Here is a 26,348-nt window from a genome sequence, read left to right as displayed (position 1 = left end):
CGGCTAGGTCGCTGGGAAGCACTGCTGCGCGCATGAGCCGCGACCAATTGGACGCAATTCGTCTGGGTTTCTCGGATGCCGACGCGGAGGTTCTCTTAGATCGGCTTGGGTCAATTCTGCCCGAAAAGACTTCTTGGTCTACCAGGCTACGCATTTGGGGCGATGAGAAGACGGACGACATACAGGTTGGCTTGAATGGGCAAAGCATTGAGGACGTTCAGGTCCGCCTGAATGTGGCAGACCTTTCATTGCTCTTGGTAGGCGCTATCTGCGATTTATCGCGCCAGTTCGACTGCGTCCTCGCTACAAGGGATGGGGCGATAATTCAGCCGAATCGAGAATCCGTCCTGCGGACGATCATGCAATCGAGTGCGGTGCAATTTGTCCGCGACCCGCAACGCTTTTTGGAAGAAGCGATCCGTTTGGATCAAGAGGGTGCGTAGCGGCGGCTAACTCCTCACTTCCGGTCATTCAACACGAACATCCCGCGCCATAAAAGCTGCCGTCCTCGTTATCGTCACCCCGGACTTGATCCGGGGTCCCGCTTCTTCTGGCGGTGCGTAAAGGGCAAAAGCGGGACCCCGGGTCTTCGCCCGGGGTGACGTAGGTTGGCCGAGTGTGTGCAGTCGCTGGACTAACCGACGCCTGCCTCACCCTTCCCCGCCCGCCCGGCAAAGCCGTGCATGCCCAGCCACCACTGTAGCGCGATCACGCCGCCCTTGGCGGGCTGGATCAGGCCAACCAGCAGCGCCAGCGCCAGGACCGCCACGATCAGCATCATCGCCCAGCCCGGCAGGCCGGTGTGCAGGCCGAGTTCGATGATCACCGGGGCCATGATGTGCCCGGTCAGCAGGATCGAGATGTAGGGCGGGAAATCGTCAGCCGCGTGGAGCGTCCAGTTCTGGCCGCACAGGCGGCAGCGCTCGACCGGCTTGAGGAAGCGCGCGAACAGGTGGGTGCCGCCGCAGCGCGGGCACTTGCCCCGGATGCCGCGCCACAGCGCCGCGCCGAGCCCTTGGGGGAGCGTGGTGCGGTCGAGAGGCAGGGCTCCGGTGGGCATGGCTACTTCGCGAAGGGGTTCTTGGGGCTGCGCAGCGTCATGCGGATCGGCACGGCCTCGAAGCCCAGTTCGCGGCGGATACTGTTGATCAGGTAGCGGCGGTAGCTTTCCGGCAACTGCTCAAGCCGGGTGCCGAACAGGATGAAGCCGGGCGGACGCGTCTTTGCCTGCGTGATGTAGCGTAGCTTGATGCGGCGGCCGCCGGGTGCGGGCGGCGGATTGGCGGCCAGCGCATCATCGAACCAGCGGTTGAGCGCGGCGGTGGCGACGCGCTTTGACCAGGCGGCGCGGATTTCGAACGCGGCCTTGAGCAGGTCGTCCAGCCCCTTGCCGGTGCGGCCCGAGATGGCGAGCAGCGGCACGCCACGCACTTGCGCGAGGCCATCGTCCAGCGCCTTGCGCACGCCCTGGAACAGGCCCGAAGGGTCCTCGGCCACGTCCCACTTGTTGATCGCGATCATCAGCGCGCGGCCCTCTTCGAGCACCATCGAGGCGATCTTTAGATCCTGATGCTCAAGCCCCCGCGTGGCGTCGAGCATGAGCACGACGACTTCGGCGAAATCGATGGCGTGGCGCGCATCGGCGACCGACATCTTTTCCAGCTTCTCGGTCACGTTGGACTTCTTGCGCATCCCCGCCGTGTCGATCAGGCGGACGGGGCGATAGCCCTCGCGCTCGGGATCGAACCATTGCCAGTCGACGGCGATGGAATCGCGGGTGATGCCGGCTTCCGGGCCGGTGAGCAGGCGGTTCTCGCCCAGCAGGCGGTTGATCAGCGTGGACTTGCCTGCGTTCGGGCGGCCGACGATGGCGAGCTTGAGGACGGATTCGGGATCGAACTCCTCCTCGTCGCCTTCAACCTCTGCTTCGTCATCCTCTTCGACCTGCTTGGGCTCAAGGTGCGGACGCAGTGCCTCGAACAGATCGGCAAGGCCCTGCCCGTGCTCGGCAGAAAAGGCGACCGGTTCGCCAAAGCCCAGCGCGAAGGCGTCATAGATGCCGGGATCGCCCTGACGGCCTTCGGCCTTGTTGGCCAAGAGCACGATCGGCACGCGGCTCGAACGCAAATAGCGGGCAATTTCCTCGTCGAGCGGGGTGACGCCCGCGCGCGCATCAATCACGAACAGCGCAACGTCGGCACCGACCAGCGAGGCTTCGGTCTGCTGGCGCATGCGGCCTGGGAGCGTTTCGGGATCGAGATCCTCCCAGCCTGCCGTGTCGACGATGGTGAAATCGAGCCCGAGCAGCGTAGCATCGCCAAAGCGACGGTCGCGCGTGACACCGGGCTGATCGTCCACCAATGCCAGCTTCTTGCCGACAAGGCGGTTGAACAGCGTCGATTTGCCGACGTTCGGGCGTCCGATAATGATGACCTGAGGGCGCATGGTCCTCCCGTGGCTGTTTGTGCGCCGAAAGGCAAGGGCGACGCTCAGAGGCAACTATCATTTAGCGAGCCATTAACCATCATCCGAAGCATTACATTGACCTAAACTTTATAACCAAAGACACGATGAAAGTGCTTCGGATCATTGCCGCCACGGTATTGGCATTCCCCTGCGGGACCGCTCATGCAGATAGCGTGGAGATACGCGCAGACCGCGAAGATACGGGCTTTTCCAGCCAATCTTCCACCTATCGTACCGACTCCGATTCCCTGCCCTATCTGCAATGCGTGCCCTATGCGCGCGATGTCAGCGGCATCCAGATTTATGGCGACGCCTTGACCTGGTGGAATCAGGCGGAGGGACGCTATGCCCGGGGCCACAGGCCCAAACCGGGCGCCGTCATGAGCTTTGCGCCGCACGGGCGCATGGAACTGGGCCATGTCGCCGCTGTCAGCCGGGTGATCGATTCGCGTACTGTCCTGCTCCGTCACGCCAACTGGTCGCCCATCGACGGGCGTCGCGGCCAGATCGAGGACAACGTGCGCGCTGTCGACGTGTCGGAAGCCAACGACTGGTCCGAAGTGCGCGTGTGGTATGCCCCCATCGGCAATCTCGGTACGACGGCTTGGCCGGTGAACGGTTTCATCTATCCCGAGAAGCCAGGCCGGAACGAACGTCTGGCGGTGCTGGCTTCGGCATCCAGGCCCAAGGCGGCTGAAAGACCACGGTCGCTGGTGGGCGCGGACTTCCTCAAGGGCATTCGCCCGGAGGTTACGGTGAAACCCGCGTCCGTGCGGCGCGAGCTGGCCTACAGGTACGAAGCCCCCAAAGCCGCCGCGTCCAAACCGGTCGCCGCTCGTCCGGCTTGGGCTGCTACATCGCTGGCGGATGACCCGATTGGCCGGATCATCGCCGCGAAGACACGCTGATACCTAAAGCGACTTAATGATCGCGGAGAAGTCCAGACCCGCATTCCCGGCATCGGCAAAGGCCGAATAGAGTTCCTCCGCGCGCCGGCCCATGGGCACATCGGCTCCGGCATCCTTGGCAGCCGCCATGGCAAGCTTGAGATCCTTGAGCATGAGCGCGGTGGCAAAACCACCTTGGTAGCCGCTGTCCGCAGGGCTCTGCGGCCCCACGCCGGGGACCGGGCAGTAAGAGGTCATCGACCAGCACTGGCCCGAAGCCTTGGACGAAATGTCGTAGAAGGTCTGCAAGTCGAGCCCGAGCTTTTCGGCCATTGCGAAAGTCTCGCACGTGGCGACCATCGAGGCACCAAGAAGCATGTTGTTGCAAATCTTGGCTGCCTGCCCCGCGCCACTGGCGCCTGCGTGGATCACTGCCTTGCCCATGGCGGCAAGGATCGGTTCGGCTCGAGCGAAGGCCTCATCCGAACCGCCGACCATGAAGGTGAGCGTGCCGCCATTGGCCGCAGCGATCCCGCCCGAAACCGGCGCATCAACCATGGCATAACCCGCTGCGTGAGCCGCCGAAGCGACCTCACGCGCAGTGGCGACGTCGATGGTCGAGCAATCGAGCAGCAGGGCCGAGGTCGGCGCATGGCCGATGACATCGGCAGTATAGACCGACTTCACAATTGCGCCGTTGGGCAGCATCGAGACAACAGCATCGGCACCCTGCACAGCTTCCTTCACCGAGGTGTAGGTCGTGCAGCCGTTTTCCTTCGCCCGCTCAAGCGCCGCTTCTGCAAGGTCGAAGGCGTGCACGTCATGCCCTGCTTTCACAAGGTTCGCGGCCATGCCGCCGCCCATGTTGCCGAGGCCGATGAATGCGATCTTCATGAGTTCAGCGCCCCTTCCAAACGCCGGGGCGCTTTTCGATGAAGGCCTTCATGCCTTCGGCCTTGTCCTCGCTGGCGGTGAGGATCTGGAAGACGCGGCGTTCGAACAGGAGGCCCTGGTCGAGCGTCGTTTCAAATGCGGCATTGACCATTTCCTTGTTGGCGACGGCGGCCATCGGCGGCATCGCTGCGATGGTCTCAGCCGTCTTCAGCGCATCGGCGAGCAGATCAGCCAGCGGCACGACGCGGGTGACGAGGCCCGAACGTTCGGCTTCGGCGGCGTCCATCATGCGGCCAGTCAGGCACATGTCCATCGCCTTGGCCTTGCCAACGGCGCGGGTGAGGCGCTGCGATCCGCCCATGCCCGGCGCCACGCCGAGCTTGATCTCCGGCTGACCGAACTTGGCATTTTCAGACGCAATGATGAAGTCCGCCATCATGGCCAGTTCGCAACCGCCGCCCAGCGCAAAGCCGTTCACCGCAGCGATCCACGGCTTGCGCGTGGTCTTGACCAAGTGGCTGGTCCACTTCGAGAAGAAATCCTCGTTGTAGAAATCAGCAGCCGGCTTGTCCGACATTTCCTTGATGTCGGCACCGGCGGCAAAGGCCTTCTCACCCGAACCGGTGAGCACAGCGCAGCGCTGTGAAGCGTCAGCTTCGTAGGCAGCGAAAGCCTCGATCAGCTCGGCCAGAACCTGCGAATTGAGCGCATTGAGCGCTTGCGGGCGGTTGAGCGTAATGAGGGTGACGGCACCCTTCTGTTCGACGAGGATGGTTTCGTAAGTCATAGCGGTTTCCATTCGTCAGCGGCGCCCAAAGGCGCGAAGATGGTATCGAGAAGGTCATCGGTAACGCCCTCGGGCGTCGCGGGATTCCACTTCGGCGCGTGATCCTTGTCGACGATCACCGCGCGAACGCCCTCGGCGAAGTCCGGCAACACCAGCACGCGTGCCCCCACGCGGTACTCCATCGCCATGTTGGCGGCAAAGTCCGGCAGGGTCAGGCTGGTGGCAAGCTGACGCAAGGCGACCTTGCAGGTCTGCGGGCTCTTGGTGTGGAGCGTCTTGAGCGTCTCAGCCGCGAAATCCGAGTCATCGGCCTCAAGTGCTGCCAGGATGTCCTCGTAACGATCCGAAGCGAACAGGCGCGCTATGTCCGCTGCGTGCGTCGCGATCTTCGGCTCGGGCGGGACAGCAGAAAGTTCGCGCAAGATGGCCGGAATGTTTCCGGGATCTGCAGCAATCCGCGCCTTGGCCTCCGCTAGGTTTGCAGAAGGCAGATAATGCGTCGCAAGGCCCGCCCAAAGGCATTCCGCACCATCCAGCCGCGCACCAGTCAAGGCTAGGTACTGGCCGAGGCGACCCTTGAGACGCGACAGGAACCAGCCGCCACCCACATCGGGAAACAGGCCGATACCGGTTTCGGGCATGGCGAGCTTGGTGTTCTCGGTCGCAACCCGGTAGGTTGCAGGGCCTGCCAGCCCCACGCCGCCCCCCATGGTGATGCCGTCCATGAAAGCCACGACCGGCTTGCCATAGGTCATCAGCAAGTGGTTGAGCTGGTACTCGTCGTGGAAGAACTTGCGCCCCGACGTGCCGCCATCGTTCAAGGCCGAATTGCGCAGGAAGGCGATGTCACCCCCTGCACAGAAGCCGCGCGACAGCTTTGGATCGCCGTCGTCCGCAACCTGATGGTCCAGCATGACGACTTCCACGCCATCGTCTCCGCGCCATTCCAGCAGCGAAGCCGTCAGTGCGTGGACCATATCGAGCGTCAGCGCATGGATGGCCTTTGGCCGGTTGAGCGAAAGGATGCCTGCAGCCTTCTTCCGCGTTGCGAGCACTTCGTCGGTCACTTCAGCAGGTCCCTTCCCACGATCATGCGCATGACTTCATTGGTGCCTTCAAGGATGCGGTGGACGCGCAAGTCGCGCCAGAAGCGCTCGATCGGATAGTCGCGCAAGTAGCCATATCCACCAAACATCTGCAGCGCGCGGTCGACAATGGAGGAGCCGTTGTCGGTCGCCAGCTTCTTGGCCATGGCCGAGAAACGGGTCTTGTCGGGCGCGCCGGAGGTGACCTTGGCAGCAGCCATGTAAAGCAGAGAGCGCGCGGACTCGAGGTCGGTCGCCATGTCGGCCAGGACGAACTGGGTGTTCTGAAACTCGGCAATCGCCTTGCCGAACTGCTTGCGGTCCTTGACGTACTGCACCGCTTCATCAAGGCAGCGCTGCGCGCCGCCCAGCGAACAGGCACCGATGTTGAGGCGCCCCCCATCGAGCCCCGCCATCGCGAACTTGAAGCCATCGCCTTCGGCACCGACGCGGTTGGCAACCGGCACGCGCACATTGTCGAAGATCACCTGCGCGGTGGGCGAGGCGTTCCAGCCCAATTTGCGCTCGGGCGCACCGAAGCTGACGCCCTCCATATCCTTGTCGATCACCAGACATGAAATGCCGCGTGCACCATCATCGCCGGTGCGGACCATCGTAACGTAAATGTCGTTCACGCCGCCGCCGGAAATGAACTGCTTGGTGCCGTTGACGACATAGCAGTCGCCATCCAGACGTGCCGTCGTCTTGAGAGCCGCCGCATCCGAGCCCGAGCCCGGTTCGGTCAGGCAGTAACTGGCGATCTTGTCCATTGTGACGAGGTTGGGAAGGTAACGGCCCTTGATCTCGTCGCCACCGAACGTGTCGATCATCCACGCTGCCATGTTGTGGATCGAGATGAACGCGCTCGTGGCCGGGCAGCCATAGGCCATGGCTTCCATGATCAGCGCAGCCTCAAGGCGGCCAAGGCCGATGCCGCCTGATTCCTCGCTGACGTAGATCGCCGCGAAGCCAAGTTCGGCAGCGGCCTTGATCGTCTCGCGCGGGAAAGTGTGGTCCTCGTCCCATTGCGCAGCGAACGGCGTGATCGCATCGGCGGTGAATCGACGCGCCATATCCTGGATGGCAATCTGGTCTTCGGTCAGTGAGAACTGGTCGGTCATCTTCTCTTCCCGTCTTACCCTTTTGGCCGTCACACAGTGTTAACCGCGCCCTTAAATTTTTCATGGGCGGCGGATATGGTCCGCCGCCCATGCTGTCCAGACCTATCCGCAGGAAATGCGGACGATCGTGTAGTCGTCGTCATAGGCAACCGTCAGCCGATCCGCCCGATAGTCCATGGTCACCGCCGAGCGAGGCGGAACCCAACGCAAGGTCCGGGCACCGGTCAACTTCATCAGTTCGGCAGCGACCTCTGACGTAGCCTTCCGGCCAATGAACGATTGGGATGCATCGGCATTGCAGGACCCTTCGGGCATGGCGGGCAGGTTCTCCGAAGGTGGTGTGCCTTGTGTGCAAGCGGACACACCAAGCAGCGCGGCGACGGCAAGGACAGACAGCTTCATCATGCCCTCCCTTACTTGCACCGGCTGTGGCGGCGCGGGCCTTGCGGCGCGTCATCGCCATATTCGGTCAGAACCAGCGTCTTCCCGCCATCTTCAAGCTCGTAGCTCGCTTCGCGCTGCCACTTCATACCTTCGCCTTCATAATCAAAGACGGCGCGGATTTCGGTTGGCGTGGCGATCTTGGCGTCGGTCAGGTTTGCCACGGATTCGTAGAACTTTACCGACTTCTCGCTGATGGTAAGCGCGCCCTTGTCTGCCCCGGTCGAAGGATCGCAATCGGCCTGACCCATAGCCCATTTGCCGCGCATGGCGGCTGGGAACGTCGCTGCTGCGACCGGCGCGGCCTCGCTCGCCTCGGGCGAGGCTGGCGGTGCCATGGCTTCGCTCGCACTCACCACTGGGGCGAGGCTCGGGGTCGCAGCGTCGCTCGGCTCGGGCGACGGCTTCGAGCAGGCGGCCAATGCCAGAGGCAGGGCGAGCATGGGAAGAACAAGACGCTTCATCGGGAAAACTCCGGTGCTGTTGCAGATGGCATAACCAACGCGCACCGGAGAGATCCTATCCATGAACAGCCTTTAACCCGGCTCAGCCCATCGTCGGGATGACGAAGGCGTTTCCGCCGTCGGGCGAACCATCCGGCCAGCGCTGCGTGACCGTCTTGACCTTGGTCCAGAACTTCACGCCTTCCATGCCGTGCTGGTTGGTGTCGCCAAAGGCCGAGCGCTTCCATCCACCGAAGGTGTGATAGGCGACCGGCACCGGGATCGGCACGTTGATGCCGACCATGCCGACGTTGACGCGGGCGGCAAATTCACGCGCAGCATGGCCGTTGCGCGTAAAGATCGCCACGCCGTTGCCGTACTGGTGCTTGCTCGGAAGTTCGAGCGCCTGCTCGAAGTTCTCGGCGCGCACGATCTGTAGCACGGGGCCGAAGATCTCGTTGTGGTAGCTGTCCATGTCCGGTGTGACATGGTCGATCAGCGTCGGGCCGACAAAGAAGCCTTCCTCATGCCCCTGCAGCGTGAAGCCGCGACCGTCGACGACGAGCTCACCGCCTTCCTCGATGCACTTGCCGATCCAGCCTTCGACCTTCTCCTTGTGCGCCTGGGTCACGACCGGACCATAGTGCGCTTCCGGATCGGTCGAGATGCCGACCTTGAGCGCGTGGATCGCGGGGATCAGCTTGGCACGCAGACGCTCTGCCGTGTCGTGGCCGACCGGCACGACGACCGGCAACGCCATGCAGCGTTCGCCAGCCGAACCGAAGGCCGCGCCGCACAGATCGTTGACCACTTGATCGAGATCGGCGTCGGGCATGACCACGCCGTGGTTCTTGGCCCCACCCATCGCCTGCACGCGCTTGCCGGCGGCAACACCACGGTTGTAGACGTAATGGGCGATGTCGGAGGAGCCGACGAAGCTGACCGCGCCGATGGCCGGATGATCAAGGATCGCGTCGACCATTTCCTTGTCGCCATGGACGACCTGGCAGATGCCTTCGGGCAAGCCCGCTTCGATGAACAGTTCGGCCAGACGCACCGGCACCGAGGGATCACGCTCACTGGGCTTGATGATGAAGGCATTGCCGGTGGCGATGGCGATGGCGCTCATCCACAGCGGGATCATGCCGGGGAAGTTGAACGGGGTGATGCCCGCGCCGATGCCAATAGGCTGACGCATCGAATAGACGTCGATGCCGGGGCCAGCCCCTTGCGTGTATTCGCCCTTGAGCACGTGCGGAATGCCGCAGGCGAATTCGACGACCTCAAGGCCGCGCTGGATATCGCCCTTGGAGTCCGCGATGACCTTCCCGTGCTCGGACGAGAGCATATGGGCGAGGCTGTCCATGTTTGCTTCGACCAGTTCCTTGAAGCGGAACATCACGCGGGCGCGGCGCTGCGGGTTGGTTGCTGCCCAGGCAGGCTGGGCCTTCAGCGCGGCCTGAACGGCACGTTCGAGCGTCTCCGCGGTGCCGAGCGCGACTTCGGCCTGAACGCCGCCGTTGTTCGGATCGAAGATCTGACCCTTGCGGGCAGGCGCGCCGCCGGGGCCGCCGACGATGAAATGGTCTACGAGACGCATGGGGAATCCTCTTTCGCCAAAACTTGGATGGCGTGATGCGCCGATGGTTGATTGCAGGCAACAAGTGAATATGCGACATGGGCCTGCATTTTTGCAGGTGACTTCATGCAATCGAGCGACTGGAACGACTTTCAGGCCTTCCTCGCCGTGGCCCGTGCCGGACAACTCGCGCGCGCTGCCGCCGCCATGGGCGTTGACGCGACGACAATCGGCCGCCGCCTTCGCCGTCTCGAGACCCGGGTGGGGGCAACACTGTTCGAACAGACGCGCGAAGGGCAGGTGCTGACCGAGGCGGGCGAGGCGATGCTGGCCGAGGTCGAGGCCATGGATCAGGCCGCCAGCCGCATCGCCGAGAATGCCCTGAGTGGGGGGGGAGTTGCGGGTAACTTGCGGGTGAGTCTGTCCGAGGGCCTCGGGAGTTGGATTGTTGCCCCTGCCCTGCGCGGCTTCGTCGAAGCCAACCCTCGCCTTATGGTCGATCTCGTTGCTTCTTCAGGATTTCTCAGTCCTTCCAAGCGCGAAGCAGACCTTGCCGTCACGCTTTCCCGACCGCGCGCGGGGCCGGTGATTGCCGGCAAGCTGTCGGACTACACCCTGCGGCTCTACGCCACGCGCGGCTATCTTTCGCAGAAGGGCCTGCCGGAACAGCCCACCGAACTGGCGCGGGGACACCGCTTGGTGGGCTACATCCCGGACCTGCTCTACGCCCCGGAATTGCGCTATCTCGCTGAAATCGAACCAGACTTGGCAGCGAACCTGCGCTCCTCGTCGATCATCGCACAACATCGGATGATCGCAGCAGGAGCCGGCATCGGCGTGCTTCCCTGCTTCATCGGCGATTCGGACAAGTGGTTGGTCCCGGTCCTGCCCGAGCGACGCATCACCCGCTCGTTCTGGCTGGTCACGCACAAGGACACGCACAACCTTGCGCGCGTGCGAGCCTTCAAGGACTGGCTAACGGCGCTGGTGGCGAGGGAACGCGGGCGGCTGCTACCACGGTAGCCGCGCCCGCCATTTACCTCAGGCCTTTGCCACCGGCGCGTCTTCGCCGAGGTCTTCGTACCAGGCTTCGACCGGGCCATTGAGCTTGATCGTTAGCGGGTTGCCCTTGCGATCCATGCTCTTGCCCGCCTGCACGCGCACCCAGCCTTCGGAAATCGAGTATTCCTCGACATTGTTGCGCACGACGCCCTTGAAGCGGATGCCGACGCCGCGGCGCAGCTTGTCAGCATCGAAGTGCGGGCTGCGCGGGTTGATCGCGAGGCGATCGGGCGGCACGTCCGGACCCGAGGTGACAGGTGTGGTTTCGGGCGTGGCTTCTGGCGAGGTGGTTTCTTCGGTCATGGCCAGCGCAAATATCTTGATTGCCCCACTTGTCAATCGAAGCACGCCGTCGTAGAGGCGCGCCCCTGTCAAGCGGCCACGCTGTTGGTCCACTCTGACGGGCGCGTAGCTCAGCGGTAGAGCACACCCTTCACACGGGTGGGGTCACAGGTTCAATCCCTGTCGCGCCCACCATTTCCCCAGAGACGGCGAAATGGTGCGGAAATGCCGCTTTCGCGTTTTGCGCGTAATCAATGAACTTCTAATATGACCTGCCACTGTTTCGACATTCGAAACGGTAAGCTACCTCATGATGTTCAAGACCAATGTCGGCGGGATAGACCGCATTCTCCGGATTGTGCTGGGTCTGGTGCTGATCACGCTGGTCTTTGTCGGCCCGCAGACACCGTTGGGCTGGATCGGGATCGTCCCGCTCGCTACAGGCCTGCTACGCACTTGCCCGCTCTATTCGCTGCTGGGCATGAATACCTGCCCACGCTGACGGCGGCTTGCCACCGGCGGAGCGAGGCGGCATAGCGCGGCCCATGCATGATATCCGCCTGATCCGCGAAAACCCCGCGGCTTTTGACGCCGCCCTCGCCCGCCGGGGCGTGGAGCCTGCCGCTGACTCCATCCTCGCGCTCGATGCGCGCCGCCGCGAGATCGCGACGCGGATGCAGGAGGTGCAGGCTCGCCGCAATGAGGCTTCGAAGGCCATCGGTGCGGCCATGGGCAAGGGTGACAAGGACACCGCCGAAGCGCTGAAAGCCGAGGTTGCGGCGCTGAAGGTGGAACTGCCTTCGCTCGAAGACGAAGAACGGCAGCTTACGGCGCAACAGAATGCAGCGCTTGCAGCTTATCCCAACGCGCCCGCCGTCGAGGTGCCAGAAGGCGCGGACGAGAGCGACAATGCGGAAGTGCTGCGCTGGGGAAGCCCGCGCGAGTTTGCCTTCACGCCCAAGGAGCACGCGGACCTTGGTCCATTGCTAGGCCTCGATTTCGAGACCGGTGCGCTGATCGCTGGCGCGCGGTTCACTTTCCTGAAGGGCGGCATGGCGCGCCTGCACCGGGCGCTGGCGCAGTTCATGCTCGACCGGCAGACTGGCGAGAACGGCTATCTCGAATGCATCCCGCCCCTGCTGGTGAAGGACGAGGCAGTGTTCGGGACGGGGCAGTTGCCCAAGTTCTCCGAAGACCTGTTCAAGACCACAGACGGCCGCTGGATGATCCCGACTGCCGAAGTCAGCCTGACCAACGCCGTGCAGGGCCAGATTCTGGGTGAAGCGCAATTGCCCCTGCGCATGACCGCCCTAACCCCCTGCTTCCGTTCGGAAGCGGGCGCCGCGGGGCGCGATACGCGCGGGTTCATCCGCCAGCACCAGTTCGAGAAGGTGGAACTGGTCTCGATCACGAGGCCTGAAGATTCCGAAGCCGAGCACGAGCGGATGACCGCCTGTGCCGAAGGCGTACTGCAGGCGCTGGGCCTGCCCTATCGCAAGGTGCTGCTATGCACCGGCGACATGGGCTTTACCGCCCGAAAGACCTACGACCTCGAAGTCTGGCTGCCGGGACAGGGTGCCTATCGCGAGATCTCGTCGTGCTCCAACTGCGGCGATTTCCAGGCGAGGCGGATGAACGCCCGCTATCGCCCGGAAGGCGGAAAGGGCACGGAATTCGTTCATACTCTTAATGGTTCGGGCCTTGCGGTTGGCCGCACGCTGGTGGCAGTCTTGGAAAACTACCAGCAGGAGGACGGATCGGTGGACGTGCCTGAGGTGCTGCATCCCTATATGGGCGGGCTGACCCGCCTCGTGCCGCTAACCTGATGAAACTGGCCTGATGAAGCGGATCGCGGTCGCGCTGGCGCTGCTGGCTGCCGCGCCGCTTTGTGCGCAAGGAACATCGCGCCCGCCGATCGTGGCGTGGAGCTACACCGTGCAGGCGGGGGATACGTTTTCGGACATAGCCCGGCGCTGGGGCGTCGACATGGCTTCCTTGGGTGAAGCGAACGGCATTCCCAGTCCTTACGTGATCCGCATAGGTCAAGTGCTGAAGCGTCCCGAGCCGAAGGGCACGCCCAAGCCAGTCCCTGCGCCCAAGCCCACGCCATCGACCGCAAGCACACCGACGGAGACACCCAAGGCCGTCCCCCGCCCGACGCCATCGCTTCGCCCGCCGCCACCACAGCGCCCCGCACTCGCCCCGCGCGAATCCGATGCACCACGGCTACAATGGCCAACGGCCGGAGCGGTCGTCAGCCATTTCCGCGATCGTGTCTCAGGCATCCCGTCGAACGGGATCGATCTTATTGCGCACCCGGGCCAGAAGGTCCGCGCCGCAGCCACGGGCACCGTGCTCTATGCAGGCAAGGAGCCGGAGCGCTTTGGCCAGTTGATCCTGATCGATCATGGCGGCGGCTTCGTCACCGCCTATGCCTATCTCGGCACGATGACAGTGAAGGAAGGCCAGAAGGTCATCGCCGGGGAACGCATCGCGCTGGTGGGCAAAAGCGGCGAGGCGAAGCGGCCGACGGTCCACTTCGAACTTCGCCGCAACAACGTGCCGCGCGATCCGGAGCTTTACCTGCCTCCGCGCCTTTGAATCGCATTGCTCAGCCGAGCAGGAAGAACGCGAGTCCCATCGACAGGTAGGCGAAGAGCCAGAAGCCGCCATCGATCAGCGCCAGCCGCGTGCTGATGCGCTGCTGGCTGTAGCTGATCCACAGCGAGGGAATCACGAAGGCGATGGCAAGGCCGCCCGACATCATGAAGTAGAGCCACCACTTCACGTCCAGCGTCGCTTCGCCGACGCGGGCGAACATGTGGCCCATCATGGTTGCGGTGATCAGCAGGAGCGCTGCGGTGATGGCGGCAGTGCGTCCGGGCGAGCGGCGGATGCCGAGCTTGCCGGGACCGACTTCCTCCAGACGCGCACGACCGAACAGCGGCCCGTACCACAAGGTGGAGAAACCCAGCGCAACCAGTGTTGCAACAATGACGCCTATCCAGTTGACCGGGCCCATCTTTTCCTTCTTTTCCAAGCCCCCGCTGCAGGTCTGTTGCTACGCCCCTCGCCTGCGCATTGCAACGCCGCACCCGCTGCAGGTGACGTGGCGTGCTTTTTAGCCTATGGGCCGCGCCACAATGGCAAGCCAGACTCCCCCTCTCGAGATTCCCGAAGCCCCCAAGGTCGGCATGGTCAGCCTCGGCTGTCCCAAAGCGCTGGTGGATTCAGAACGCATCCTCACCCGCCTGCGCGCCGACGGCTATGCGATGAGCGCCGACTATGCCGGTGCCGACGTGGTGCTGGTCAACACCTGCGGCTTCCTCGATTCCGCCAAGGAAGAGAGCCTTGCCGCAATCGGCGAGGCGATTGCCGAGAATGGCCGCGTGATCGTGACCGGCTGCATGGGCAACGAAGCCGAAGCGATCCGCGCCAAGTTCCCGCAGGTCCTCGCGGTGACCGGCGCACATCAGTACGAAGCCGTGGTCGAGGCCGTGCACGAAGCCGCCCCTCCCAGCATGGGCCCTTATATCGACCTTATTCCGCAGGCCGAGCCGGGCGATGTCAAGCTTACCCCTCGCCACTACGGCTATCTCAAGATTTCCGAGGGCTGCAACCACGCCTGTGCCTTCTGCATCATCCCATCCTTGCGCGGCAAACTCGTCAGCCGCCGGATCGATGCCGTTCTGCGTGAGGCCGAGAAGCTGGTTGCGGCGGGCACTAAGGAGCTGCTGGTCATCAGCCAGGACACCTCGGCCTATGGCGTCGACGTGCGGCATGAAGAGCGGATGTGGAAGGGCGAGCCGGTCCGCACGCACATGACAGACCTTGCCCGCGAACTCGGCAAGCTGCGCACGCCGGAAGGCGAAACGCCGTGGGTGCGGCTGCACTACGTCTACCCCTACCCTCACGTCGACGCGGTGATTCCGCTGATGGCCGAGGGTCTGGTGACGCCATACCTCGACATTCCGTTCCAGCACGCCAGCCCAAGCGTACTGCGCGCGATGAAGCGCCCGGCCAACGAGGCCAAGGTGCTCGACCGGATCAAGGCTTGGCGGGAGATCTGCCCTGACATCACGATCCGCTCGAGCTTCGTAGTCGGCTTCCCCGGGGAGACCGAGGCGGATTTCGAGTATCTGCTCGAATGGCTTGAAGAAGCCCAGCTCGACCGTGTTGGCGGGTTCCGTTTCGAGCCGGTGGCGGGAGCTGCTGCCAACGACCTGCCGAATCCTGTCCCCGAAGCGGTCAAGGAAGAGCGTTACGCCCGGTTGATGGAGAAGACAGAGGCGATCAGCGCGGCAAAGCTTGCTGCCAAGGTCGGCCGGACGATCAAGGTCATCATCGACGAAGTCGGCGAGCCCGACGAGGACGGCGACATCGGTGCGACGGCACGCTCACAGGCAGATGCGCCGGAGATCGACGGTGCCGTGTACCTGCGCAACGTGCCAGCGACGCTGCAGCCGGGAGACTTCGCGCAAGTGCTGGTCGAGGACGCGGACGCCCATGACCTTTACGGTGTTATCGAAGGCTAACAGGCCTCCTTGCAGGCCGTCGTAAACAGGGCCTCGCGCAGCTTGTCGATGTCCGGCAAGTCAAGGCCTGAGATGTCGGCGATACCTTCGATTGCGTCATCGCCGTAGCAGTGCGCAAGGGCGATGGTCTCGCCCCTCAGCCGCTTGCTCAGCGGTATCGACCAGAACGTGCGCACCGTTGGAAGCGCGGGATCGGCTGGATCTTCGTCGACCACCATCGCCAACCGTTCGGACCGCAGGCGGACGAACGAGCCGATCGGATAGACGCCGACCGTTTCGACGAAGCGCTCGAGAATGTCCGGATCGAACCTTTCGGGCTGATCACGCAGTTCGCGGATGGCTTCCGCCGGGTCGAGCCTGCCACTGGCTTCTCCGCCGGAGATGCGCGAATCGTACACGTCGCATATAGCCGCCATGCGACTGAGCGTATCAATCTCGGCACCGCAGATCCCTTGAGGATAGCCGCTACCGTCCAGCCGCTCATGATGGTGGAGGATCACGCGCAGGACTTGCGGGGGAATGTCGCCTGCCGCCTTGAGGAAGGTATAGCCGAGCACGACATGTTGTTCGCGCAGATCCGGACGCAGCAACGTGTAGTCCCCACCGACCGGTGCCAGATCGACCGGTAATTGACCGACGCCGACGTCCATCAATAATCCGGCCATCCCGGCATCGCGGACGTCGACCGCAGACATGCGCATGTGCTTGGCCAGAGCGATCATCAAGGCGCTGACGGCGAGCGAGTGCCGATAGACCGGTTCGTTGTCGGTCTGGCAGCGCAGCAGGCCGTTGAACGCGTAGAGGTTGCGCTGGACCGAAGCATATATGGCATCAAGCACCGGCTCGACATCGTGCGCGCGGATGGCTTTGCCCAGCCGGACCTGGATAAACGCCTTGCTGACGACCCGTAGCGCATCGCCGGCAGCACGCTTGGCACGTCCGAACTCCCGTGCAACCGGCATCGGGGCAGGCGGGCGGGCAAATCCGGGGCGCTGTGGGACGGGCGCAAGGTCCTGACGACGGACAAGAACAGGTGACGGCGCAGGCTCCCCGGCGTTGCGCGGACCGGAAATGATCTGCGCCGCGCAATCGCCCAGATCGCGCAGAGTCCTGCCCCGGCTGGTGTCGATTATCACCTCGTCCACTGCGCTGTCGCGCAGGGTTTCAAGCATTCCCGGGTCATCAAGCAGGAACCGACGCTTCCAGAAGGGGTGCTTGAACCAGCTTCCCTCCAGCTTGTGGATGAACATCCCGAGTTCGATTTCACTGGTAGAAATACGCTTCAGCATGGGCCGTCCGTTCGAGTGACAGACTAACCTAGGTTAGCAAGCGTATGTCTTGTCCGGACCAGACCATCCGGAAAAATGCGTAGTGGCTGGATTCCCCATCCGGATTGAACCGGATGGGGTAGCTCCAACTTACTGATTAGGGTCCTGAACCTTGAACGGATCGGTAGCGTCTGGCTTGGTCGGCAGCGGCGAGCGCGGGAGCTCCTTGTCGCTCATCGCCGCCTGCAACAGCATCCCTGCAAGGATCACCGACGCCTGACGCATGTCGTCGGCACGCATGTGGTCAAGCGTGTCGAGGCTCGAATGGTGCACGCGGCTGTCGTAGTCGAGCGGGTCCTGGATGAACTGGTATCCCGGCAGGCCGATAGCCTGAAGATAGACGTGGTCGGTGCCGCCGGTCTTGCTCATCACCACCTTGTCGGCTCCCAGCGAATTGAACGGCGCCAGCCATTCGCGCAGGGTGGAGGCGGCGCCGATGTTGCCCTCGGCATAGATGCCGCGGAACTTGCCCGAGCCGTTGTCCATGTTGAAATAGGCCTTGAGCTGCGAGTACTCCGGCTTTGGCGTGATCGGATAGGCATTGCGCCACGCCGCATAGCTGTCGATTCCCTTGAGGCTGGGATCGACCGGACGGGTAGCAAGATGCTGTTCGATGTAGGCCTTGGAGCCAAGCAGCCCCTGCTCTTCCCCGCTCCACAGGGCAAAGCGGATCGTGCGCTTGGGCTTGACGCCCATCTTGGCCAGAAGGCGCGCGGCTTCAATGACCGCGACGCTGCCCGCACCATTGTCGGAAGCGCCATCGCCCGCGATCCAGCTGTCGAAGTGTGCGCCAGCCATGACGTAACCCGCCTTGGGATCGGTGCCGGGGATCTCGGCGATGACGTTGTCTGCCATCAGGTCCCTGTCATCGAAGCTGGCATCGATCGACAGTGACAGTTGCGGCGCAACGCCGGTCTTCTCGAGGCGGACGAGGCGGCGGTAGTCTTCCTGCGCCATGTCCATGGCAGGTATCGCCAGCGTCTGACCGGGGATGAAGTCATAACCTTCGCCATGGACCAGCTTGCCGTCGCGATAGGTCATGCGGACCATCGCCAGTGCGCCTTCGGCCTTGAGGAATTCCGAGAGCTTGCGGGCAAAGCCGCGCCGAGCAGTCTGCATGGCGAGACCTTCGGGATCGTGGCGCGGGAGGGTGTACTTGTCGAGCTTGCCGATGTCCTCGCCCGAGAGGCGCTCGAACACAGGATCTTTGGATTCGCTGGTCTCACCCGGCAGGCTGACAAGCACGATCTTGCCAGCAAGCTTGCCTTTCCACGCGTCGAAATTCTCGACCTTGCTCATCGGCGCAACGATGACCGGCGCAGTGATCGTGCCGCCTGTGGCGGGTGACCACGCCACAGGCAGAACGGTAAGCGGCAGGCTGCGCGGTGCAGTCATCGTGGCCGAGTAGCTCTTCAGGTTCCACCCCAGACCGAATTCGAACGGTTCGCGGTGAATGTTCTTGAGCCCGTATGACGCGAACTTTGCAGTGGCCCATTCCTCGGCCTTGCGGTGATTTTCGGAATTGGTCAGGCGCGGACCGATGCGATCCATCAGTTCCGACGCGGTCTCCATCGCGTCCGAGCGGTTGAGCCCTTCATCGAGCAGCTGGGCGATCAGCTTGTCTTCGGCAGGACCTGCAAGAACAGGTGCTGCGGTGGCGCAAAGCGCGATGGCCGCAACGCCAATGGCAATGCGCGAACGGACGGTCATGTCTGGAAAGCTCCCCTGGGCAAGTTTCTATGGCAACTAGTCTTGCCGCTATGACGCGGATTGCCAAGTGCTTTTTAGACAGGCCTTAGCAACCAGTGGCTGACGCCCCATTCCTTGCCGCCGCGATGACCGAAGAGCCCAGCAGTTGCGAGATAGAACAGACGCCATCTGCGGAGCCACAGCCGCGTCTGCGCGCCGTAGACCGCGTGCAGAACCGGTTCGATCTCCGAGACTTTCGCGTCAAACAGAGCCAGCCAGTCGAGCGCGGTCTTCTGGTAGTGAGTGCCTTCCCACCACCAATCCTGTTCCAATGCGAACAGGTCTGCAAACTGCCCGATCAGACGGTGACTTGGCATGATCCCGCCAGTGAAGAAGTACTGCGCGATCCAGCTCGACTTGTCGGCGGTGTCGAAACGGTAGGGATACTGGCGGTGGCTGAACACGTGGAGGAACAAGCGACCGTCGGGATTGAGCCAGCTTTTCACGCGCCCCAGCAGTTCGCGCCAGTTGGCCATGTGCTCGAACATCTCTACCGAGACGACCCGATCGAACCGTCCTTCAGGCGCAAAGGCGTTCATGTCGGCAGTGAGCACGGTGAGATTGGTGATCCCCCGCGCTGCCGCTTTGGCCCGGATATGCTCGCCTTGCGGGCGCGAGTTGGACACTGCCGTAATCCGCGCGTTCGGGAAGTGCGCCGCCATGTAGAGGCTAAGCGAGCCCCAACCGCAGCCGAGTTCGAGAATGTCCTGACCATCCTGGAGCGCAGCATGTTCAACCGTGGCAGCCAGCGCAGCGAATTCAGCTTCCTCCAGCGTTTCGGCGCCGGTCGGGTAGTGACAGCAGGAGTACTTTGCATTCGGCCCGAGGCTCAACCCGAAAAAGCGCGGCGGAAGCTCGTAGTGCTGCTCGTTGGCGGCGTCGGTGTGCTCGGCGACGGCGCGATGCGCCATCCACGCAGCGAAACCGGCGTCGGTCGGTCGCTCGTCCATGAGCGCGCGCAGGCGCTTCTCGCACATGAAGGTGACGCCTGCACGCGTCAGCGCATCAGGCAAGGGGGCTCGCTCGACGAGCGATATTACTGGGGCAAGCAGGCTCACGAAGCAGAACTAGCCATCGGGGTGTGACTTGTGTCAACCTGTCACGAGGGGAGCGCTATATAACAGATGACAGACGGGTAAGTACGCTACGGCATCAATGCCTTGTGCGATGGGGATCTGGGTTGTGATGAGCCGTGGTGGCGCGCCGGGAGGCGTTCTCGACATTGCCGTAGTCGGAAGCGGAATCTCCGGGCTTTCAGCCGCGTGGCTACTGTCTAAACGGCATCGCGTCACCCTGTTCGAGGCGGATGAGCGGCTTGGTGGGCACAGCAACACGGTAGAGGTTGATGGCGTGCCGGTTGATACCGGCTTCATCGTCTACAACGAGCGCACCTATCCCAACCTCACGGCGCTGTTCGCCCATCTCGACGTGCCGACCCGCGAGACGGTGATGAGTTTTGGGGTCACGCTCGACCAGGGTCGGCTCGAATATTCGGGCGACATACGGGGGCTCTTCGCCCAGCGCCGCAATCTCGTTTCCCCTCGCTTCTGGTCCATGCTTCGCGATCTGGCACGGTTCTACAAGGCCGCCCCGCGCGACCTGCCGGACCTCGGCGATCTGGGCCTCGGTGCCTATCTCGATGGTCTGGGCTGCGGGCCTGCCTTCCGTGACGATCACCTCTACCCCATGGCCGCCGCGATCTGGTCGACCCCGGTGCGCGACATTCCGCACCACCCCGCCGCCGCCTTCATCCGCTTCTTCGACAACCACGGGCTGCTCCAGTTTCGCGAACGTCCGCGCTGGCGCACGGTCGACGGTGGTAGCCGCGAATATGTAAAACGGATGAGCGCCAGCTTTGCTGACGGCATGCGCCTCTCCTCACCAGTAAAGCAGGTTCGCCGCCTGCCCGATTGCGTGGAAATCAACTGCAGGTCTGGCTGGGAGCGCTTCGACCACGTCGTTCTCGCCTCTCATGCAGACCAGTCGCTCGCCATGCTGGCCGATCCCGATGCTGAAGAACGTCGGCTGCTGGATGCCTTCCCCTATCGCCATAACCTTGCCGTGCTCCACGCGGACCAGCGTCTCATGCCACGCCGCCGCAAGGTCTGGTCTGCATGGAACTACGCGGCCGAGCGTGGTGCGGACGCGCACCAGCTTTCCGTTACCTACTGGATGAACCGCCTTCAGCATTTGTCGACAGAGAAGGACCTGTTCGTCACCCTGAACCCGCTGGTCGAACCCGACCCCGCGCTGGTTTACCGGCGCGAGAGCTATGATCACCCCGTGTTCGACGTTGCGGCTGGTGCCGCGCAGAAGCAGCTCTGGTCGCTGCAGGGGCGCCGTCGCACGTGGTTCTGTGGGGCATGGTTCGGCGCAGGTTTTCACGAGGATGGGCTGCAGTCAGGCCTTGCCGTGGCCGAGCAGCTTGGCGGTCTGCGTCGTCCGTGGAGCGTCGAGGAGGAATCCGGCCGCATCCATGTGACTCATCAGGCGCTGGTACCGGAACTCGCCTGATGACAGACGCGGCGCTCTTTCATGGCCACGTCCTGCATCGCCGCTCGCGCCCCGCCGTGCACGTCCTGCGTTACCGCGTCCTGCACCTGCTGCTCGATATCGACCGGCTGGATGATCTCTCAGCACGCCTGCGCCTGTTCTCTCGAGGGCGCTTCAACCTGTTCTCATTCCACGACCGGGACTGCGGCGACGGCAAGGAACTACGCGCCCATGCGCAACGCCTGCTGGGCTCTGCCGGGATTGAGGCAGATGGAGGCCGCATTTGGCTCCTGACCATGCCGCGCATGTTCGGCTATGTCTTCAATCCGCTGAGCACGTGGTTCTGTCATGGCGAGGACGGCTCGCTGCGCGCGGTGATCTACGAAGTCTCGAATACCTTCGGCGAACGACACAGCTACGTTATCCCTGCAGAACCCGGTTCAAAGGCTCTGCACCAGCACGCCACCAAGAGCTTCCACGTCTCGCCATTCCTGCCGATGGACATGGCCTACGCCTTCCGGGTCTCACCCCCCGGCGAAAGGCTCGCAATCGGCATCACCGTATCCGACGCTGAAGGTCCCATACTGGCGGCAGTCCACACGGCACGACGCGAAGAGTTGAGCGACACCGCTCTGCTGCGCGCCGCCCTTTCCTACCCGCTGATGACGCTCAAGGTTACCGCAGGAATCCACTGGGAAGCGCTCAAGCTGTGGCTCAAGCGCGTGCCGCTGTTCCGCAAACCGCCGCCGCCCGCCAAATCCGTGACGGTTGGAAACTGATCAGAACAGGCGGGTGAGCAGGTAGAACGCCGCGCCCACGGTCGCGCTGGCCGGAATGGTGATGAACCACGCCGTGACCACCCGCTGCGCCACGCCCCAGCGCACTGCGCTCGCACGGCGGGCAGCCCCGGTGCCGATGACGCTTCCGGTGATCGCATGAGTGGTCGACACCGGAATGCCCATCGCGCTCGCCCCGAACACCACGATCGAACCGGCGGTCGATGCGCAGAAGCCCGTGTGATGGTTCAACCGCGTGATCTTGGTGCCCATCGTCTTGATGATCTTCCATCCGCCCGACATCGTGCCGAGCGAAATCGCGGCATAGCACGACAGCACGACCCATTCCGGGATATGGAACTCGCCCTTGAGGTAGCCGGTCGAGTAGAGCAGCACAGTGATGATGCCCATGGTCTTCTGCGCATCATTGCCGCCATGGCTGATCGAGTAGGCGGCAGACGAGATCAGGTGTAGGCCCTTGAACACGCCTTCCGCCCTGCGGGGCTGGAAGCCCTTGAACAGCCAGCTTGTGACCAGCACGAAGAACATCGCCAGCACGAAGCCGATCGTGGGCGACAGGAAGATCGCGACGAAAGTCTCGATGGTCTTTTTGGATTCGATCGCGTCAAACCCGCCATGCATCACGCCCGCGCCGAGCAACCCGCCGATCAGCGCGTGGCTGGATGACGAGGGAATGCCCTTCACCCAGGTGACGATGTTCCAGAACATCGCCCCGACCAGCGCGCCAAATACGACCGCGGGCGTCACGATGTCCTTGTCGATGATTCCCTTGCCGATGGTATCGGCCACGTGCAGCCCGACCAGCCAGTAGGCCGCGAAGTTCCCAGCGGCTGCAAAGACCACCGCCGCAACGGGCGACAGCAAACGGGTGGAGACGACCGTAGCAATGGAGTTGGCCGCATCGTGCAACCCATTGAGGAAGTCGAAGGCCAGCGCCAGTGCGATCAGGCCGACCAGCAGCGGAAAGGCTAGCTCGTGCATCGGATCAGCTCCTGTCCCGCGCCGTCAGGCGTGGTCGATGACGAGCGCGTCGATCTCGTTCGCGACGTCCTCGAAAGCATCGGCGATCTTCTCGAGATGCTTGAATATCTCGCGCGAAACGATGAACGCGATGTGGTCGCCGTCGGTGCGGTGGCGCAGGAAATTGGCCTTTAGCCCGGCCTGGTGGATCAGGTCCACCTCGCCTTCCAGCTTGACGATCCGCTCGGTCAGCGCGTGGAGGCGTCCGCCGTTGCGCTCGATGTCGCGGAGTAGCGGCATGGCTTCGGCGATGAGCCCAACGGCTTCGACGATCTTGTCGGCCATGGCCTGCATCTCGGGCTCGAACGCTGCGATCTCATAGAGTTCGATTGCCGAAGCCGCGGCCTGCATCTCGTCGATGGTATCGTCCATCGCGCCGATCAGCGACGTAATCGCGCCGCGGTCGAAGGGGGTAAGGAACGTGCGGCGCACCGTGAACAACACTTCGCGGATCACGTCATCGGCCGCATGTTCGCGTTCGCGGATCTTGCCGACCCACTGTGCGGCATCGCCCTGCGAGCGGGTGAGCTTTGCCAGGGCATCGGCTGCATCGACGCATGCCGCGGCATGCCGTTCAAACATGCCGAAGAAATCGCCCGTCTTGGGCAGGAGACGCTGGAACCAGCCGAACATCGCTACGCTTCCCGAATTGCCGTCACGCATTAGGCGAAACGACTCGTTCCAGCCCACCGCGGCACTAGGCCAGTCACGTTTCCGTCACAATCTCGCAATGCAAGATTGTCCACACCAGCGGCGAAGCCCCTAGAGCCAACCGATGCTGCGGAACCTGAGCCATAGTCCGCCGCATATCGTGATGATCGCGCCCCACACCACGAAGTAGCCATAATGCCACTTGAGTTCAGGCAGATACTCGAAGTTCATGCCATAGATTCCGGCGATGGCAGTCGGCACCGCAAGGATCGCTGCCCATGCTGCAAGCTGGCGGGTCATCTCGCCCTGACGATGCTGTTCGAGCAGGCTTGCCGTCTCGACAATTGCCGCCAGTGTTTCCTTGAGCCCCCGCATCCGCGCCATCGCCCGGCGCACATGGTCAAGCACGTCGCGGAACCAGATCCGCGCGGCGGGATCGATGCACGGAAGGTCCGCAACCACCAGCCTTGAGCAGACCTCCTCCATCGGTCCGATCACCCGCTCGAAACGACGCAGCTGGCGGCGCAGGCGGAATATGCGACGGATGACCGATTGCTCGGGGAAGACGTCGATCGCTGCCTCCTCCATCTCCTGCGCCACTTCCTCGAGCTTCTCGAGCAGTGGCAGGTAGCCATCGACGATGAAATCGAGCACCGCATGGAGCACATAGTCCGGCCCTTCGGACAATCTGTCGCCTTGTGTCTCGAGCTCCTCGCGCAAGGTGAGATGCGCGCGGGTACTGCCGAAGCGGACGCTGATCAGGAAGCCGGGGCCGACGAAGAACGCGGTCTGGCCATAGCCGATCTCCTCCCCTGCCTGCAGTTCCGCCGTGCGAGCCACCACGAAAAGCGTTTTGCCGTAGACTTCAACCTTTGGCAGCTGGCGCGGATTGAGTGCATCTTCCACCGCCAGTGGGTGCAGGCAGTACTGCCGCCGCACGAGGTCCATCTCCGCCACGTCCGGCTCGCACAGTCCGATCCAGTCGAAAGTGTGCGGCGGCAGGTCAGGCGCTGGCTCGCCAGTCAGGTCGAACACATCCTCATGGGCGGTGCCATTGCTGTAGCGGCGGGCGGCGATCACGGTCATGCCAGCATCACTGGCAAACCTTGGAGCCACTGGCAATCGCGCGCAAATATGCTAACATCGCTGTAAATAGATAAGCATGGAGAGTGTTTGTGGGTGCAGAGCAGTCCACTTTTGCGGCGGGCAAGCCGGACGTCGACGTCCTGATCGTCGGCGCAGGCATTTCCGGCATCGGCATGGCCGCGCATATGAAAATGCTCTGCCCTGACCGCAGCTTTGCGATTATCGAGCGGCGCGCTCAGGTCGGCGGCACGTGGGACCTATTCCGCTATCCCGGCGTCCGCTCCGATTCAGACATGCACACGCTGGGCTTCATCTTCGAGCCATGGAAGCATGAGAAATCCATTGCCGACGGTCCGGCCATTCTCGACTACCTGAACCGGATTGTCGACGAACGCGACATCCGCCGCCACATCCGTTTCGACAGCAAGGTCGTCAGTGCAGATTTCGACAGCGAAACAGCACACTGGGTTATCACCCTTGAGGGCAGCGATGGCCAGCGCAGCCGGGTAACCGCAGGCTGGATCTACCTCGGCTCGGGCTACTACGACTACGACAAGCCTTACGAAGCGCAGTTAGAAGGCCGCGAGGATTTCAAGGGCGAGATCATCCATCCCCAGTTCTGGCCGGAGAATCTGGATTATACCGGCAAGCGCGTGGTGGTGATTGGCTCGGGCGCCACAGCCGTCACCATCGTTCCCTCGATGGCCGCCAAGGCTGCCCACGTGACCATGCTCCAGCGCACGCCGACCTGGTACGGTATACGGCCTGCACGTGATGCCCTTGCCAACTTCCTGCGGAAGATCCTCCCCGAGGAACTGGCCTATCGCATCACCCGCTGGAAGAACGTGCGGCTGCAGAACCTCGTGTTCAAGCGGGCGCGGACCAAGCCCGAGCAGGTCAAGCAGTTCCTCACAAAGCGGATCAAGGCGGCTCTAGGCGACAAGTACGACGAGAAGGCCTTCACCCCGCCTTACGATCCTTGGGACCAGCGCCTGTGCCTCGTGCCAGACGCCGACCTGTTCGAGGCGATCAAGGTCGGCAAGGCCAGCGTCGTCACCGACCATATCGACAGGTTCGACGCCACCGGCATCAAGCTCAAGTCCGGCAAGCACCTTGATGCCGACGTCATTGTCACCGCAACCGGCCTCAAGATGGTCATGGCAGGCAAGATCGCGATCAGCGTGGACGGCGTGCCGGTCGATTTCGCCGACCGCTATTATTACAAGGGCGTGATGTTCTCGAATGTGCCGAACCTTGCTGCGGTGTTCGGTTATCTCAACGCCTCTTGGACACTTCGGGCTGACATCAACGCCCGCTACATCTGCGATGTGCTGAACGCGATGAAGGCGCGCGGCGTCGAAGTGGCAGTGCCCAGCCTCGCGCCCAATCACCATCTCGACGAGGACAACATCTACGACTTCTCGTCGGGCTATATCGAGCGTGCCCGCCACCTCCTGCCCAAGTCGGCAAGCGACATGCGCTGGCGCCTAAATCAGGACTACGTGCGAGACGTGGCGTGGATGCGCCAGGATCCGATCGAGGATGGCGTTCTGCAATTCGGCCATCCGCGCCCTACAACCATACACAAGGAGCAGATGGAAGTGGCGGAATAGCGCTTTTGCGGGGACCAGCCATGCGGTAT

The 26,348-nt window shown here is 63.1% G+C and carries 27 protein-coding genes and 1 tRNA gene; 11 read left to right on the top strand and 17 right to left on the bottom strand.

The genetic code is table 11. The features are described from left to right. Positions 1 to 32: 32 nt before the first annotated feature. On the top strand, positions 33 to 443 hold the full coding sequence (locus tag IQ25_RS10020) for a hypothetical protein (protein ID WP_144905342.1): 411 nt from the start codon (positions 33 to 35) through the stop codon (positions 441 to 443). A 191-nt stretch (positions 444 to 634) separates the two neighbouring features. Here IQ25_RS10020 and IQ25_RS10015 read toward each other — a convergent pair whose 3' ends face one another. Together IQ25_RS10015 and der are read right to left on the bottom strand one after the other, a co-directional pair. Beyond that, positions 635 to 1,060: a DUF983 domain-containing protein gene (locus IQ25_RS10015; RefSeq protein ID WP_144905340.1), complete on the bottom strand. Its 426-nt coding sequence runs from the start codon at positions 1,058 to 1,060 to the stop codon at positions 635 to 637. 2 nt (positions 1,061 to 1,062) lie between these two features. Further along, complete coding sequence (der, locus tag IQ25_RS10010; protein WP_144905338.1) at positions 1,063 to 2,445, bottom strand: ribosome biogenesis GTPase Der; 1,383 nt, start codon at positions 2,443 to 2,445, stop codon at positions 1,063 to 1,065. A 194-nt stretch (positions 2,446 to 2,639) separates the two neighbouring features. Between der and IQ25_RS10005 the strand changes: the two genes are divergently transcribed. Next, positions 2,640 to 3,374: a CHAP domain-containing protein gene (locus IQ25_RS10005; protein WP_407070592.1), complete on the top strand. Its 735-nt coding sequence runs from the start codon at positions 2,640 to 2,642 to the stop codon at positions 3,372 to 3,374. A gap of 3 nt (positions 3,375 to 3,377) precedes the next feature. Here IQ25_RS10005 and mmsB read toward each other — a convergent pair whose 3' ends face one another. The 7 genes from mmsB to IQ25_RS09970 form a co-directional block, all read right to left on the bottom strand. Continuing rightward, positions 3,378 to 4,247, bottom strand: coding sequence for a 3-hydroxyisobutyrate dehydrogenase (gene mmsB, locus IQ25_RS10000; protein WP_144905334.1), 870 nt, complete (start codon positions 4,245 to 4,247; stop codon positions 3,378 to 3,380). A 4-nt stretch (positions 4,248 to 4,251) separates the two neighbouring features. Beyond that, positions 4,252 to 5,034: an enoyl-CoA hydratase-related protein gene (locus IQ25_RS09995; protein ID WP_144905333.1), complete on the bottom strand. Its 783-nt coding sequence runs from the start codon at positions 5,032 to 5,034 to the stop codon at positions 4,252 to 4,254. Next, positions 5,031 to 6,101, bottom strand: coding sequence for an enoyl-CoA hydratase/isomerase family protein (locus tag IQ25_RS09990; RefSeq protein WP_144905331.1), 1,071 nt, complete (start codon positions 6,099 to 6,101; stop codon positions 5,031 to 5,033). Before IQ25_RS09990 ends, IQ25_RS09995 begins: the two co-directional genes overlap by 4 nt. Continuing rightward, the gene (locus IQ25_RS09985; protein ID WP_144905329.1) at positions 6,098 to 7,240 is read right to left on the bottom strand and encodes an acyl-CoA dehydrogenase family protein; all 1,143 of its coding nucleotides are present in this window, start codon (positions 7,238 to 7,240) and stop codon (positions 6,098 to 6,100) included. The genes IQ25_RS09990 and IQ25_RS09985 overlap by 4 nt, the downstream gene beginning before the upstream one ends. A gap of 102 nt (positions 7,241 to 7,342) precedes the next feature. Continuing rightward, entirely contained in the window at positions 7,343 to 7,642 is a 300-nt protein-coding gene (locus IQ25_RS09980; RefSeq protein ID WP_144905327.1) for an I78 family peptidase inhibitor, read from the bottom strand. A gap of 11 nt (positions 7,643 to 7,653) precedes the next feature. After that, complete coding sequence (locus tag IQ25_RS09975; protein WP_144905325.1) at positions 7,654 to 8,145, bottom strand: hypothetical protein; 492 nt, start codon at positions 8,143 to 8,145, stop codon at positions 7,654 to 7,656. Positions 8,146 to 8,227: 82 nt separating this feature from the next. Next, positions 8,228 to 9,724 (bottom strand): CoA-acylating methylmalonate-semialdehyde dehydrogenase, encoded by a 1,497-nt coding sequence (locus tag IQ25_RS09970; RefSeq protein ID WP_144905323.1) that lies wholly within the window; start codon positions 9,722 to 9,724, stop codon positions 8,228 to 8,230. A gap of 105 nt (positions 9,725 to 9,829) precedes the next feature. On the opposite strand from IQ25_RS09970, the gene IQ25_RS09965 reads away from it, so the two are divergent. Then, positions 9,830 to 10,726, top strand: coding sequence for a LysR family transcriptional regulator (locus IQ25_RS09965; protein ID WP_144905321.1), 897 nt, complete (start codon positions 9,830 to 9,832; stop codon positions 10,724 to 10,726). Between the two features lie 18 nt (positions 10,727 to 10,744). Here the strand turns inward: IQ25_RS09965 and IQ25_RS09960 are convergent, their stop codons facing one another. Then, positions 10,745 to 11,068: a DUF3297 family protein gene (locus IQ25_RS09960; protein ID WP_144905319.1), complete on the bottom strand. Its 324-nt coding sequence runs from the start codon at positions 11,066 to 11,068 to the stop codon at positions 10,745 to 10,747. Between the two features lie 99 nt (positions 11,069 to 11,167). On the opposite strand from IQ25_RS09960, the gene IQ25_RS09955 reads away from it, so the two are divergent. From IQ25_RS09955 to IQ25_RS09940, 4 genes are all read left to right on the top strand, one after another. Further along, positions 11,168 to 11,242 (top strand) — tRNA-Val (locus IQ25_RS09955). A gap of 118 nt (positions 11,243 to 11,360) precedes the next feature. Continuing rightward, entirely contained in the window at positions 11,361 to 11,549 is a 189-nt protein-coding gene (locus IQ25_RS09950; RefSeq protein ID WP_144905317.1) for a YgaP family membrane protein, read from the top strand. Positions 11,550 to 11,592: 43 nt separating this feature from the next. Further along, entirely contained in the window at positions 11,593 to 12,873 is a 1,281-nt protein-coding gene (serS, locus tag IQ25_RS09945; RefSeq protein WP_144905315.1) for a serine--tRNA ligase, read from the top strand. Between the two features lie 13 nt (positions 12,874 to 12,886). After that, positions 12,887 to 13,648: a M23 family metallopeptidase gene (locus IQ25_RS09940; RefSeq protein WP_144905313.1), complete on the top strand. Its 762-nt coding sequence runs from the start codon at positions 12,887 to 12,889 to the stop codon at positions 13,646 to 13,648. Between the two features lie 10 nt (positions 13,649 to 13,658). Here the strand turns inward: IQ25_RS09940 and IQ25_RS09935 are convergent, their stop codons facing one another. After that, a complete protein-coding gene (locus IQ25_RS09935) occupies positions 13,659 to 14,087 on the bottom strand; it encodes a DUF1761 domain-containing protein (RefSeq protein WP_246415479.1) in 429 nt (142 codons plus the stop codon). A gap of 88 nt (positions 14,088 to 14,175) precedes the next feature. Between IQ25_RS09935 and rimO the strand changes: the two genes are divergently transcribed. Beyond that, positions 14,176 to 15,582: a 30S ribosomal protein S12 methylthiotransferase RimO gene (rimO, locus tag IQ25_RS09930; RefSeq protein WP_144905311.1), complete on the top strand. Its 1,407-nt coding sequence runs from the start codon at positions 14,176 to 14,178 to the stop codon at positions 15,580 to 15,582. Here the strand turns inward: rimO and IQ25_RS09925 are convergent. From IQ25_RS09925 to IQ25_RS09915, 3 genes are all read right to left on the bottom strand, one after another. Continuing rightward, positions 15,579 to 16,871 (bottom strand): HD-GYP domain-containing protein, encoded by a 1,293-nt coding sequence (locus IQ25_RS09925; protein ID WP_144905309.1) that lies wholly within the window; start codon positions 16,869 to 16,871, stop codon positions 15,579 to 15,581. The two genes, rimO and IQ25_RS09925, sit on opposite strands and share 4 nt — an antisense overlap. 129 nt (positions 16,872 to 17,000) lie before the next feature. Continuing rightward, the gene (locus tag IQ25_RS09920) at positions 17,001 to 18,620 is read right to left on the bottom strand and encodes a M20/M25/M40 family metallo-hydrolase (RefSeq protein WP_144905307.1); all 1,620 of its coding nucleotides are present in this window, start codon (positions 18,618 to 18,620) and stop codon (positions 17,001 to 17,003) included. A gap of 74 nt (positions 18,621 to 18,694) precedes the next feature. Beyond that, positions 18,695 to 19,717 carry an SAM-dependent methyltransferase gene (locus IQ25_RS09915; RefSeq protein ID WP_144905305.1) on the bottom strand — a complete coding sequence of 341 codons (1,023 nt, stop codon included), beginning with the start codon at positions 19,715 to 19,717 and terminating at the stop codon, positions 18,695 to 18,697. Positions 19,718 to 19,844: 127 nt separating this feature from the next. Here IQ25_RS09915 and IQ25_RS09910 point away from each other — a divergent pair, with 127 nt between their 5' ends. Both IQ25_RS09910 and IQ25_RS09905 read left to right on the top strand, forming a co-directional pair. Next, on the top strand, positions 19,845 to 21,173 hold the full coding sequence (locus tag IQ25_RS09910) for an NAD(P)/FAD-dependent oxidoreductase (protein ID WP_144905303.1): 1,329 nt from the start codon (positions 19,845 to 19,847) through the stop codon (positions 21,171 to 21,173). Further along, positions 21,173 to 21,931, top strand: a complete 759-nt coding sequence (locus IQ25_RS09905) for a DUF1365 domain-containing protein (RefSeq protein WP_144905301.1) — start codon at positions 21,173 to 21,175, stop codon at positions 21,929 to 21,931. The genes IQ25_RS09910 and IQ25_RS09905 overlap by 1 nt, the downstream gene beginning before the upstream one ends. Here IQ25_RS09905 and IQ25_RS09900 read toward each other — a convergent pair whose 3' ends face one another. From IQ25_RS09900 to IQ25_RS09890, 3 genes are all read right to left on the bottom strand, one after another. Further along, on the bottom strand, positions 21,932 to 22,930 hold the full coding sequence (locus tag IQ25_RS09900; RefSeq protein ID WP_144905299.1) for an inorganic phosphate transporter: 999 nt from the start codon (positions 22,928 to 22,930) through the stop codon (positions 21,932 to 21,934). A gap of 24 nt (positions 22,931 to 22,954) precedes the next feature. After that, entirely contained in the window at positions 22,955 to 23,632 is a 678-nt protein-coding gene (locus IQ25_RS09895; RefSeq protein WP_246415477.1) for a DUF47 domain-containing protein, read from the bottom strand. A gap of 99 nt (positions 23,633 to 23,731) precedes the next feature. Continuing rightward, complete coding sequence (locus IQ25_RS09890; RefSeq protein WP_144905297.1) at positions 23,732 to 24,706, bottom strand: magnesium and cobalt transport protein CorA; 975 nt, start codon at positions 24,704 to 24,706, stop codon at positions 23,732 to 23,734. Between the two features lie 89 nt (positions 24,707 to 24,795). Here IQ25_RS09890 and IQ25_RS09885 point away from each other — a divergent pair, with 89 nt between their 5' ends. Further along, positions 24,796 to 26,319, top strand: coding sequence for a flavin-containing monooxygenase (locus tag IQ25_RS09885; RefSeq protein WP_144905295.1), 1,524 nt, complete (start codon positions 24,796 to 24,798; stop codon positions 26,317 to 26,319). Positions 26,320 to 26,348 lie beyond the last annotated feature (29 nt).

Origin of the sequence: Novosphingobium taihuense, assembly GCF_007830315.1 — a bacterium.
Classification (GTDB): Bacteria; Pseudomonadota; Alphaproteobacteria; order Sphingomonadales; family Sphingomonadaceae; genus Novosphingobium; species Novosphingobium taihuense.
Note: the sequence above shows the minus strand (reverse complement) of the source record. Positions and strands in the feature narration are given on the sequence as shown.